Raw genomic sequence first — 11,973 nt, 5'->3', positions numbered from 1 at the left:
CTCCCACCCCGTTCCTCAGAGCCGCGTGAGTTCACGCTTTGTCCGCTTGTGCGTAGCAGGAGGGCCGTTTCGTTCGTTCTAGCCGATCTGTTGCGGCGGCTCTGCTTGCCCCTTCAGGTAGGGCCGCCACCTCTTAGCGAGTTCGAACGGGCCATAGGCCGACGCAACGGTTCCTGTTCCCCGCGGCATCGACCTTCACCCGACCACCCGACCCGAGGCTTGACGGGCATGGCACTGGGAACTGGCCCGCACCGACTCAGCGCCCCTCGCATTCGCACCGCTTCAGTCCAGGGCCTGAGGATCTGCCTCTGTCAGGAAAGCCCCGACTGCGTGGAGGAACTGCATACGGTTCTTCTCCATCATCACCGTGTGGGTGCCCTCGCCCAACTCGACGAAGCGCTTGTAGGGGGTGTGCGTTAGCTTCGTGAAGTACTCCTGCGCCTGATAGCTCGGCAGATCCGCATCCCACTCAGCGTGGATGACGAGCACGGGCACGCGAATGTCGCCCGGGTCATACTGCGGTTTACCCGACTGCCAGTACTCCTTCGAGTCGGCCACAATCCCGTTTGGCGCACGCAGCACGGGCGGCGATAGCTTGGCCCCGTCCGCGTCCGTAGCGAAGGTCGCATCTGCCCACTGCTCGAACCAGCCCTGTGGGATCAGGTCAGCTTGCTTGTCCTGTGCCACGCCCTTCAGCCACCGATCCTTTGCGCTGTCGCGACTTACGCTGCGGTAGGCTCCGAGTGGCCCCTCCCCTCCTATGAGCGAGGGCGTCCGTGACAACCACTGTGGCGCGTAGAGCACGAGTCGGTTGACCTTCTCGTTGTGGGTGCTGGTGTAGAGCCCCATAGTCGAGGTTCCCCAGGACCAGCCCATCAGGTCGATCTTCTCTACGCCGCGCCGTTTCGTGATGAAGTCGACCACCTGCCCCACCACCTTGGCAGCGTCCGGCGTGCGCATGAAGGGCGCGTTGTCGGCTGCCGGCGCGCTCATCGCGGCGGGGCGCCCGGACAGCCCATAGCCCGGCAGGTCCACGAGGTAGACGTCAAAGCCCAACCCAGCGAGGTAATCCATGGCGGACATCCCGCTCAGCGGGAGATCCAGGGCGGTTGAGGCGGGATAGGTCGCACCGTGCACGTAAAGCAGGATCCGGTCGGCCGGGAACTGCTGGATCCCAGCGGGGCGCTTGTTACGCACGTAGATATCGACGCCCGGTTCACTCCAGGGCAGTCGAAACTCCTCCGTTTCCAGCTGGCTCGATGAGGTAGCGGCGATCGAAGGCAAGGTCCCGGCGGGGAACGCTGCGATCGCAAGGCCTACGGCGGCTGCCCCAACAAGGTGGCGCCGTGATAGGCCCACACGCTGTTGGGCGTGCGGCTGCAGTTTTTGATCCGACATGGCTTCCTCCGGCTTGTTCTTCCTTTCATTCAAGCCGTTCGATGTGACGTGCGCAACATGCGGCTGCTCGTCTAGCTCGCAACGGTAACCTGACCCGCTGTTGTTCGGCAGCCTCTTCACCCACATTAGCTTGAGGCCGGCGCGTCGCCTTCCACAGCGCAGCGGCGGCCTCATGCGACTGCGTTCCGCCACACTGATCGTGAAGGCGATTTCAGGCTTGCAGGTCGGCCTCGCGACCCGTCTTCCATCCTCGTTTTCCCCTGTTTTGAAACTTGAGTATGCGTGCGGTTCGGGGATTTGCACCCTCCCCCTTCCGTCACGAGGGGGTGGTGAACCGCCACCCCCTTCCGCGCCAGCCGCAGCCAGGCCGTCCATTCGGCCGAGATGATGCGCACCACGTTCGTGTTGTTGCGAAACCCGGTAACGCGCCGCTCTTCGACCGTGACCAGCCCGAGCTTGCCTGCCTCACGGATAGCGTTGCGCACGGTGGTTTCGGCCACACCGGCGAGTGCCGCGAGATGTCCGACAGCGAGGCGACAATCCTTACGCCGGACGGTCTCGGCCGCCACGAGCGAGAGCACCGCTTGCTCGGCCAGGGTGAACTGTGCCGCGATGCCCGGCGGAAGCCGCCCAGAGGCCGCCCAGCGGCGGCGGCGGGCCATCGAGGCATCCGTGCGTGGCCGGGAGCCCGTGCGGCTCCTGAGGCTTCTCTCGCGCTCTAAGGGCAAACCGAAGATTTCTCGGTTTGAGGTCCCCTGATCGGGGGACCTCAAAACCTGACCGTCAGGCAGGTTTTCCCCGGATCGGGGGAGAACCGTCCGCGCCTCGATCAGTCCGGCCAGCGCCTCGGCCTCAGTCTCGGACAGGTGGCCCTCTCCAAACGCCTTCCACAGCGCGACCGCCACGGCCGGCAACGCGGCGCGCGGGGCTGCCTCCGCCTGGCGGCGGATCTCTTCGGCATAGATCATCGTTCACAGCCCTGCTCGGGCCGCGTCAAAGCAGGGGGCGCAGCGGTCGCTGTCCCCAGCAAAAGGCAAAGCGCCATCGTCTCGGGAAACGATCCCGATTGACTCCCGGCGGGAGCTATGATGTCTGAGGGATTGAAAGCGGTCCCCGGACCTCATCGATTTCGACGGCCTCATTCCTGCCAGGGAGTGGGGCCGTTGGCGTTTTGGGCTTAGGTCTTTCTCGCGGCCTTGATCCCTTGTCTCTGCCGGCTCACGACTCGCCATAGGGCGCGCACAGGCCGGACATGGCATGTCGGCCGGGGCGCACGGTTAAGTCAACGGTAACGGACCGTGGCGAGCTTGCGGGAGGGACAATGACGACCTCAGACCTGGACACGCACAAGGCCATCCTCGACCGCTTGAAGGCTAGCCAGACCGTGGAGGATCTGGCTCTCGCGACGTGCTGGGGGTTCCAGCATCTGTTCGAGCATGTCGCAGAGCAGAGCCGGAAAATCGCTGCCCTCACGGCTACGCTCGAAGAGCAGAGATCCAGCGCGGACCGGATCGCAGCAGGCGACTTCCTGTAGCGCTCAGGACCGGACACAGGCGTTTCCAGATCCGACCCACCCTGACGGGCAGGCATTGCCTGTCCTACGGGGGCGCATCCCTGCGCGTGCACCGGACCGCCGGCAAGAGGGCCCGCGGAGTGGCCGAGTGGATGCCGTCTTTTAGGGTTCATTCACCATTGCGGCGTTCTCTACCCGCCCAAGACGGGGACAGGACACGAAAGTGCTCCCTGCGTCCGGTTCGTGCGAACGGACCCGGAACTTACGCAGCCAGCAATGACGGCCGTTTCCGCAGCGGCCTGAGCAGGCCAGGGCCGGGCTGGGCGTCAGCGGCCCAGACGTAGTCGCCGGTGAGGCTGATGTGCTCCCATCCCAGCGGGGCGACGTGGCGCATCAGATCGGGCGAGACCGCGGCGCCCCGGGCGGCGAGCGCGTCGAACGCGGCCTGCAGGTAGCGCGTGTTCCACAAAATGATGGCCGCGACCAGCAGGTTCAGCCCCGACGCCCGAAAGGCCTGGTTCTCGAACGAGCGGTCACGCAGCTCGCCCAGGCGGTGGAAGAATACCGCCCGCGCCAGCGCGTTGCGAGCCTCGCCCTTGTTCAGCCCGGCGTTGGCACGCCGGCGCAACTCGCCGCTGCGCAACCAGTCGAGCGTGAACAGGCTCCGTTCCACGCGGCCGATCTCCCGCAGGGCGACGGCCAGCCCGTTCTGCCGCGGGTAGGCGGCCAGCCGGCGCAGCATGGCCGACGCGGATGCGTGGCCGGAGCCGACCGACACCGCCAGGCGCAGCGCCTCGTCCCAGTGCGCCCGCACGTGGTCGGCGTCCACGGTGCCGCCGACCATGCCGGTCAGCACCTCCGGAACAGCCTGGCCGCGGAAGACGTACAGCCTGCGGTCCTTCAGGTCGCGCAGCCTGGGGGCGAACCGGAAGCCGAGCAGAGCCAGCAGGCCGAACACCTGGTCGGTGGCGCCCCCGGTGTCGGTGTAGTGCTCGATCATTCGCAGCCCCGTGCCGTGCTGGAGCAGCCCGTCCAGCACGTGCTGCGCCTCCGATGCGGTCGCCGCGATAACCTTGGTGTGGAAGGGTCCGAATTGGTCGGAGATATGGGTGTAGAATGCGACCCCGGGCTCGTTGCCGTGCCGGGCGTTGACGTCGCCCAACGCCTCGCCGCGGCCGCCCGCGCGGAAGAACTGCCCGTCCGAGCTGGAGGTGGTGCCGTCACCCCAGATCCTGGCCAGCGGCAGCGCCCGGTGCGCCTCGATCAAACGGGCGAGCGCCGCGGCGTAGCATTCCTCGCGCACGTGCCAGTCGTGCATCCAGGCGAGCTGGCGCAGGCTGTGGCCCTTGCAGGACTCCGCCATCCGGCTCAGGCCCAGGTTGATGCCGTCGGCCAGGACTGTGGTGAGCAGGGCCGCCCGTTCCTCGACGGGCCGGCCGCTGCGCTGGTGGGTGAAGCAGTCCGAGAACCTGGTCCAGCCGTCTACCTCGAGCAGCAGGTCGGTGATCCGGGGACGCGGCAGCATGCCGTAGGCGTCCTGGGCGGCCCGCAGGGCTTCAAGCGGCGTTTCAGCCCTGAGCGGCGTGATGCGTAGGCCGGTCTCATCCAGCACGGCGTCGGGCAACTGGCCGGCCTTGGCCAAGACGGCGACGTCCTCCATCGCCGCGGCGAGCGCGTCGCGCCTGGTGGCAAGGTGGCGTTCCACGTCCTCCTCCACCTCAACCGGCAGCGGCCCCTCGGCGCGCAGGGCCGCGAAGGTCGGTTTGGGCAGCAGGCAGTCCTCGAAGTTGCGGTAGCGTCGGCTGCCCCGCACCCACACGTCCCCGGCCCGCAGCCGGTCGCGCAGCTCGGACAGCACGCACACCTCCCAAGCCCGGCGGTCCACCTTGCTGCTCGGGTCCACCACAAAGGGCCGCCAACCGCGGCGGATGAAGCCGAGGGGCGTGGTCCCTGGCAGGGTGCGCTTGCCGGCCCGGTTCATGTCGCGCAGCAGCGACACGGCCTTGAGCAGGCCGGACGCGCTGGCCGTCCCTTCGAAGGCGAACGCCTCCAGCAACGCGGGGGCGAACTGGCGCATCGCTGGCCACCGCTGGACCAGTTCGGCCCGCACGTCCACCGTTTCGGGCCGCGCGATCTGTTCGGCCTCGGCGACAGCGCGCAGGAACGGCCCCCAGCCCACGGCATTCTCTACCGCCTCGGCCGCATCCGTCTCGTCCTCCCGCGCGGCGATGAGGGCGCGTCCGGCACGAGCCAGGAGCCGCAGGTGGCGCTGGGCGTCGCGCAGCGCAGCCGCGGCGTTGTCGATGGTCTTGCGCTCCGCTCGGCGCGACAGGCCGCCCATGAGCTTGTCGAACATGAGCAGCGCCGTGTCGGTCAGCTCTGTGTCCAATCGCAGCACGGTGGCGACGACCGTCGCCGCACGCCGGGGCTGGGCCAGGTCGCGCAGGTGCTGCGCCGTCATGCGCAGGCCCTCACCGGCGAGCACGTCGAACGCCGCAGGTGGCACTGCGGCTTCGCGGTTCCGGTCCAGGCCGATCGCGCGCACGGTCCGGACGCGCTCGATCAGGCTGACCAGGTTCCGAGCCGCGGGTGAGCCCGGCGCCTGGCGCAGCCACGCGATCCGGGACGGCACGCTGCCGCCGGCCGGGGCAGCAAGCAGTTCATCCATCGCGGCCAGCTGCACCGGGTCCATGCCGTCGATCAGAGCCCGGTGGAGGGCCCGCTCGGCCCGGATGCGGGCGTGGTGGATCACCAGCTCCAGCACCCTGGGCGTGGGCAGCAGGATGCGCCGGCGGCGCAGTTCCTCGACCAGTAGAACGGCAAGCTGACCTGGCTTGCGGTTGACCTGGGTCACGGGCGTGAGCCAGGCGATGAGATCGCGGGCCTCGGCTCGCCCGAAGCCCTGAAAGCCGCCGCAGCGCATCAGCTCGGCCAGCTGCTCGCGCCGGGTCTGGGGACGATCGCAGCCGGTGCCGAGCACGGCCGTGTCGATGCCGAGCTGGCGCGCGACGAAGGTGACCATGGGGGCGGGTGGCTTCTCCCCGGGTTCCAGAGCGCGGCCTGGATGGCGTAAGGCGCAGAGGAGCAGGGCGTATCCGAGCCGGTTGGGAGCGCTGCGCTTGGCTGCGACCAGGGTGTGATCGTCGGAAGTCAGCGTGCAGTGGCGCACCACGTCCCGCTCGCCCGCGGGCAAGGCAAAAAGCGTCGCCCATTGCTCGTCGCCCAGCAGCCTGCGTCGCGCCATCCCAGCCCTCCTTCAACAAAGAGCGGAACGCTACGATGCCTGTCAGTTAAACGAACGGCACTATCAACAGAATGTCCCAAGCCAAGCTGCCTACAGCGGCTTCCCGTAAACGATCGAGTTTTGGGAATGGCTGGGGAAAGTGCTCAGGCGCTGCGGAACCGGCCCGGCGACATTCCTGTGATACGGCGGAATGCCGCCCCGAACGCGCTTTCCGAGCCATAACCAAGCTCACGTGCGACGATCGCAGTCGGCACGCCTCGCGCTAGTCGGTCGCTGGCGAGCATCATCCGCCAACGGGCAAGGTAGGTGATCGCCGGCTCTCCACAGGCATCGGAGAACCGCTGGGCGAAGCCGGATCGGGACAGGCCGGAAATTTTGGCCAACGCATCCAATGTCCAGCGCCCGCCCGGGTCGGCGTGCATCGCTTCGATCGCCCGCGCGAGCTGCGGGTCTGCGAGCGCAGCGAGCCAAGTCCCGGTCCGCTGGGCCGCGGTCGCCAGATGCAGCCGAAGTGCCTCGACGAGCAGCGTCTGCGAAAGATGCTCGGCAATGAGGCGTCCGCCCGGGCGAGGCGTACGCAGCTCGGCCATCAGGCGGTCGACCAGCCACAGGAGGCCCGACGCGTCCGCACCCGCTCCCAGCCGCACCACAGGCGAAAGCGCTCGCAACAACTGGTCGGCCGCCATACCCGCCATTTCGAAGTAGCCGCCGAGACCGCGGCAATCGCCGCCTTCTTCGAAAATAGCCGTATCTCCCGACGCCGTCGTAAAAAAGCGCTCGAGGTCGACTCTCGGGGCGTCGGGCCTGCTTCCCATGACCAGGCCCTGGCCCTGCGGCAATAGAACGAAGTCGCCCGCCGCGAGCTGGACCGGCGCAACGCCGTCCAGCCAAAGCCCGCATGCGCCCGTTCGCAAAGCATAGCAGCGAACGACAGGTTGGGGTGGCAAACAAAGAGACCAGTCGCCGCCGATATCCAGGCCGCGAAAGCCATAGGCTCGCGGCCTCAGCAGTTGAAGGACATCGGAGAGCGGATCGGCTATCATTCTGGACGATCGCTACAACATTGCGGGCGGTCAAGGATACCCCGTCCAGTGCTCTCGGTCTATCTAAAGCGGCGTATCATCACGGGCACGCATAATGGCGCATCATGATTTTCTGCTACTCGATCCGGTAAGCGCGGTAACGACGATCGGCCTCGGGATGCTGGCGCTTGTTCCGTTGGGCGTGCTCTGGGCGCTGCTCGACACGCGCCGCGTCGGCCATGAACGGGTGGCGATCAAGCCGACCAAGTTCGCGCTCTCTATCGCGGTTTACCTACTGACCTTCGCCTGGATGCTGCACTATGTCCGCCCCGCACGACTTGAGTCAGGCTTGGTCCAGCTCGCCACCTGGGGGCTGTTGATCGGAGCGACGGTCGAGTTTCTGTGCATCGTTGGTCAGGCGGCACGCGGGCGCCGCTCCCACTTCAACAACGCGACACCGGTCGACGTGGCCATTTCGACATTGATGCGGGTGTTGGCGATCCTGTTCGTCGGCATGCTGCTGCCGCTGGCATGGGAAATCGCGGCGCGGCCCCGCGCGGACGCTGCGCCATTGATGACGGCAGCAATTGTCGCCGGGCTGGTGCTCACCTTCGTCCTCGGGGCGCTGACCGGATCGAGCATGGCACGGCTTGGCACGGCAACGGTCGGTTCTAGTGGAGCGAGGATAACGCGGGACGAGCGACGCCGGACAGGCCTTCGGCTGCGCCTGGCCCATTTCTGCGGTATACACGCCATGCAGGCAATGCCGCTGATCGCCTGCCTGGCTTTGCGAGTCGCGGGCCAAGCGGCCGCGCTGCTGCTGGTGGCTGGTACGCTTGGTTATTCGGTCATCACGTTGACCCTGCTGTTCCGTCCTACCTTTCCCAAGGCGTGGCAGGCCCTCGGTGCCGCCCCTGCAACCCAGCGGAGCTAGATCATGGTTCAGCCATCCACCTTTCTTGTGCTCGGAGCGACCGGGGCGACAGGCAAGCATTTCACGGCCCAAGCCCTGGCGGACGGGCACCGCGTACGTGCGCTGGTTCGCACACCGGTCAAGCTCGCACCGAACAGCGAAAGACTCGAGGTGGTGCACGGATCGATCACCGACCCGATCGATACCGATGCGCTGGTCGCAGGCGTGGCGTACGTCGTCGTGATGCTGGGTGACAAAGCCTTGCAGCGGCAAGCCAAGATCAACAGCGCCTTCATGCGGCGCCTGATACCCGCGATGCGTCGGCAGGGCGTCAGGCGCATCCTGTACCAAGCTGGCGGTTTGAGCCGGCCTCATGGTGGCCGTCTCTCGCCCTCCCTCTGGCTCATCCGCAATACGATCGCCCGATCGTTCATCGGGCAGCACCTTGATAATGAGGCGGTCATGGCCTTTTTGGCGACGGAGGCCAACGATCTGGAATGGATCGTCCACCGGGCTGGCATCTATTCCGACGGTCCGTCCAAAGGCAGTCTCCAGCGTTCCAAACGTAATCTCAGCGTGGCGACTTTTCGCGACTGCGCGGACTACAATTATCGGACGGTCACCGACAGTACAGCGGTGCATACGGCTGACCTGAGTCATTACGAGTAAGAGCAATTACGACGGATCGTCTGGCCGTCGATGTCTAGCCTGTGGAGTTTGTGATGAAGCGCATCCAATATGATCGATACGGCGGACCCGAGGAGCTGCGCCTGGATGATATCGACACCCCAAAACCAGACCAGGGTCAGGTTCGTGTGCGGGTGATGGCGGCCTCGGCTAACCCAATGGATTGGGTGATCAGGCAGGGCAAAGTGAAGATGATGACGGGCTCCAATTTCCCTCGGGGATTAGGGCACGACTTCGCGGGGGTGGTCGAAGCGGTTGGACCCGGGGTGAGGGGGCTTAAAATTGGAGATGAGGTGTTCGGCTTCACGACGCTGAAAGAGGCGGGCACGTTCGCGGAAGCTGTCGTCACGGACGCCAAGAACGCCTTCATCAAGCCAGCGGCCCTCCCGTTTAAAGTCGCCGGCGCATTGCCGATCGTTGGTATCACCGCTTGGACTGCCCTGTTCGACAAGGCCAAGCTGAAAGCGGGGCAGTCAGTGTTCATAGCAGGTTGCCTCGGCGGGGTTGGCCGAGCGGCTGTACAGTTGGCTGTTGCGCATGGCGCGAAGGTTGCGGGCAGTTGTAGCGCGTCCGGACGGGAGGAGGCTTTAGCCTTGGGGGTGGGCGAAGTGTTCGACTACCGCGCCCTCGACGTCCGCTCTCTGCATCGTCGATTCGATGTTGTCTTAGACACGGCGGGCACCCTGAAGATGCGGGAATGCGATACGATGTTGAAGCGTGGCGGCGTCGCCTTGCACATCGTCAACACGCCCGCCAAGATTATCCGAAGCCTCATATCCTCACGCCATCAGACGGTGTTTGGAACAGCGACGCCGGAAGGTATGGCGGGCATTGTCGATGCCGCCCTGCGAGGCAAGCTCACGGCCAAGATCGGTCGAACTGTTCCTCTGACTGAGGCAGTTCCGGCGATCATCACGCTCGAGAAGACAGGCTCGCCTAAGGGAAAATTGCTCGTCATCCCTGGAAGGTGAGCCCAGAAAACAATGCCTGTTACCGCGTAGGGTGGGTTGTGTAATAAAAAGCCAAACTGAACGCGTGTCGATCCGACGTATTGCGCATAAGACGAGACGCAAAGAGACGGACGATTGACGTAATCTGGCATTTGCGAAAAGGCCCCCCGGTGCGTCCACGAGCATCGCGGGCCCGCCTTTGCGTCGGTGTCCGCACATCACGACCCTTCATCCAACAGATATCAGCGGATACCATGGGTGCCCGCCATGCCTTCCCGCAAAGGAACGTAGAACGAGAAAGCCGGCGCCAGTCACGCTGACCCGCCGAAGGCCAGTTTAGCTTTCCCAAAATCTGTTCCCGATTTAAGATTCCCGAAATTGCCAGTTTCGATGGGAAAACGGGAAAGATGCTGATCGGCTACGCGCGTGTCTCGACGGCCGATCAGGGTCTGGCGCTGCAAACCGACGCCTTGACCAAGGCGGGGTGCGAAAGGCTGTTCACCGACAAGGCAAGCGGTGCGAAGGCCGATCGTCCAGGGCTGGCCGAAGCCCTGCATTTCGCGCGTGCCGGCGACTGCATCGTGGTCTGGAAGCTCGACCGGCTCGGCCGCTCGATTCAGGGCCTCATCTCCCTGGCAGCCGATCTCTCGGCCCGGAAGGTGGATTTCCGATCACTGACGGATGGGTTTGACACGTCCACGGCCTCGGGCCGGCTCCTGTTCCATATTCTTGCCTCGGTGGCCGAGATGGAGCGTGAGCTGATCAAGGAGCGAACGGTCGCTGGCTTGGCGGCAGCTCGGACGAAGGGCGGGATCGGCAGTGGTCGAAAGTCGGCGCTAACGCCCGACAAGCTGGACACGGCGCGCAAGCTGCTTGCGGCGGGGGACAAGCCTGCCAAGGTGGCGAAGCTGCTGCAGGTCGGCCTTTCGACCTTCTACCGCCACTTCCCGGCAAATGAGCGGGCAAGTTCATAGTTCGTTCGCACGAACCGGACGCCTAACGCACTTTCGTGTCCTTACCCCTGGTACGCTCTACGCTGGAAAGTGGAAGTTTTTCACAAAGTCATGAAGTCGGGTTGCCGCGCCGAGGAGAGCAGGCTGCAGACCGCCGAAAGGCTGGTGAAGTTCCTCGCCCTCGTGACGGTCGTCAGCTGGCGCATCTTCTTTCTCACCATGTCGGCCCGCGTCGAACCCGATGGGCCACCCAACACCGTCCTTACCGCCGCTGAGATCAACGCGCTCGACCGCATCGACGCGACACGCCCAAAACCGCGGCTGCGTCGGCGAACGCTAGCCGACTACCTCCTACAGATCGCCATGCTCGGCGGCTACCTCGCCCGCAGCCGCGACCCGCCGCCCGGCAACATGGTCGTCTGGCGTGGTCTCATCCGCCTGCACGATATCGCCGTCGGCATAAGCATCGGTTCCAAACGACGATGTGGGTAATTGAAAGCTTCACCGAGCGCTTACTCTTTCTCCGTCACCAACGCTCGTCAAGAAAGGAACGTGCCAGTTCAGGTTCAACTCCGCGGTAGATCCTTGGACCGGTCTCGTGAAGCCCCGGTGAACCCTTCCAGCCAAGCCTCACACTCGTCGGCGTCCGGCCCGATCCATGCAGACACGGGCGTTCCGATACCTCAGGCGCAGACAAAAACGGCGATTGGATCTAAGTGGATGGCAAAGCTCTCACCATTTCAACGACAAGTGCTTGCTCAGATTGCCAATCCCGAAGCCTCCTCTGACGCCAGACCTCTCTTCCCTCTGGGAACGGTCAAGGCGCTCATGATGCGGGGTCTCATCAGGCGCGCTCAGATTGGGCTGGAATCAGAAGCAGGCTCAACGGTGGTGATCCTTGATAATGAGCGACTTGTTGCCACCTCGGCTGGCCGAGCCGCGCTATTTTAACATCCGACGATAGGCCGGCAGCCAAGGAACCGAAGCACGCTCACTCCAGCCAGCGGGCTTCTAATGCCATTTGGCGCGGTCTTTAGGACCGACCATGTCAATGTAGGCTTCGATCGCGGCTTTGACCCTCGCAAGCCCGGCCGCAGCCACGTCCGCGTAGGGACAGAGCCTTGCCATGTCGTTGGCCCGACGCCGTGCGGTGTGTGGCTGGGCGATTAGACCCGTGGCGACGGCATCGAAGTACGCTTCCCACTCGTCGCGACTGTACGCATCCAAAGCGGGCGCTCTGAGGTGGTGCTGGAAATCTGGACAGGAGGCTAAGCTATCCCCGACGTGAGGGAT

At 65.1% G+C, this 11,973-nt stretch carries 11 protein-coding genes; 6 read left to right on the top strand and 5 right to left on the bottom strand.

Features of this window, described 5'->3' with window-relative positions; translation table 11 throughout:
* Nucleotides 1–282: 282 nt before the first annotated feature.
* Together G3T14_RS22080 and G3T14_RS22075 are read right to left on the bottom strand one after the other, a co-directional pair.
* Nucleotides 283–1,572: an alpha/beta fold hydrolase gene (locus tag G3T14_RS22080; protein WP_246733494.1), complete on the bottom strand. Its 1,290-nt coding sequence runs from the start codon at nucleotides 1,570–1,572 to the stop codon at nucleotides 283–285.
* Nucleotides 1,569–2,363 (bottom strand): helix-turn-helix domain-containing protein, encoded by a 795-nt coding sequence (locus tag G3T14_RS22075; protein ID WP_163644671.1) that lies wholly within the window; start codon nucleotides 2,361–2,363, stop codon nucleotides 1,569–1,571. Before G3T14_RS22075 ends, G3T14_RS22080 begins: the two co-directional genes overlap by 4 nt.
* 356 nt (nucleotides 2,364–2,719) lie before the next feature.
* Here G3T14_RS22075 and G3T14_RS22070 point away from each other — a divergent pair, with 356 nt between their 5' ends.
* Nucleotides 2,720–2,932: a hypothetical protein gene (locus G3T14_RS22070; RefSeq protein WP_163644670.1), complete on the top strand. Its 213-nt coding sequence runs from the start codon at nucleotides 2,720–2,722 to the stop codon at nucleotides 2,930–2,932.
* A gap of 241 nt (nucleotides 2,933–3,173) precedes the next feature.
* Here G3T14_RS22070 and G3T14_RS22065 read toward each other — a convergent pair whose 3' ends face one another.
* Nucleotides 3,174–6,155 carry a Tn3 family transposase gene (locus G3T14_RS22065; protein WP_163644669.1) on the bottom strand — a complete coding sequence of 994 codons (2,982 nt, stop codon included), beginning with the start codon at nucleotides 6,153–6,155 and terminating at the stop codon, nucleotides 3,174–3,176.
* Nucleotides 6,156–6,298: 143 nt separating this feature from the next.
* The gene (locus G3T14_RS22060; RefSeq protein WP_163644668.1) at nucleotides 6,299–7,198 is read right to left on the bottom strand and encodes an AraC family transcriptional regulator; all 900 of its coding nucleotides are present in this window, start codon (nucleotides 7,196–7,198) and stop codon (nucleotides 6,299–6,301) included.
* 94 nt (nucleotides 7,199–7,292) lie between these two features.
* Here G3T14_RS22060 and G3T14_RS22055 point away from each other — a divergent pair, with 94 nt between their 5' ends.
* The 5 genes from G3T14_RS22055 (at nucleotide 7,293) to G3T14_RS22035 (ending at nucleotide 11,172) form a co-directional block, all read left to right on the top strand.
* Nucleotides 7,293–8,111, top strand: a complete 819-nt coding sequence (locus tag G3T14_RS22055) for a hypothetical protein (RefSeq protein WP_163644667.1) — start codon at nucleotides 7,293–7,295, stop codon at nucleotides 8,109–8,111.
* Between the two features lie 3 nt (nucleotides 8,112–8,114).
* A complete protein-coding gene (locus tag G3T14_RS22050; protein ID WP_163644666.1) occupies nucleotides 8,115–8,759 on the top strand; it encodes an NAD(P)H-binding protein in 645 nt (214 codons plus the stop codon).
* 53 nt (nucleotides 8,760–8,812) lie between these two features.
* Nucleotides 8,813–9,748: an NADP-dependent oxidoreductase gene (locus tag G3T14_RS22045; protein ID WP_163644665.1), complete on the top strand. Its 936-nt coding sequence runs from the start codon at nucleotides 8,813–8,815 to the stop codon at nucleotides 9,746–9,748.
* A 386-nt stretch (nucleotides 9,749–10,134) separates the two neighbouring features.
* Nucleotides 10,135–10,701 carry a recombinase family protein gene (locus G3T14_RS22040; RefSeq protein ID WP_163644664.1) on the top strand — a complete coding sequence of 189 codons (567 nt, stop codon included), beginning with the start codon at nucleotides 10,135–10,137 and terminating at the stop codon, nucleotides 10,699–10,701.
* A gap of 90 nt (nucleotides 10,702–10,791) precedes the next feature.
* Nucleotides 10,792–11,172 (top strand): hypothetical protein, encoded by a 381-nt coding sequence (locus tag G3T14_RS22035; protein ID WP_246733493.1) that lies wholly within the window; start codon nucleotides 10,792–10,794, stop codon nucleotides 11,170–11,172.
* Between the two features lie 519 nt (nucleotides 11,173–11,691).
* Here the strand turns inward: G3T14_RS22035 and G3T14_RS24815 are convergent.
* Nucleotides 11,692–11,973: hypothetical protein (locus G3T14_RS24815; protein ID WP_204263000.1), on the bottom strand; the 282-nt coding region annotated here is incomplete at its 5' end.

The sequence above is a fragment of the Methylobacterium sp. BTF04 genome (assembly GCF_010692745.1).
Lineage (GTDB): Bacteria > Pseudomonadota > Alphaproteobacteria > Rhizobiales > Beijerinckiaceae > Methylobacterium.
This window is presented reverse-complemented; position numbering and strand designations above follow the sequence as displayed.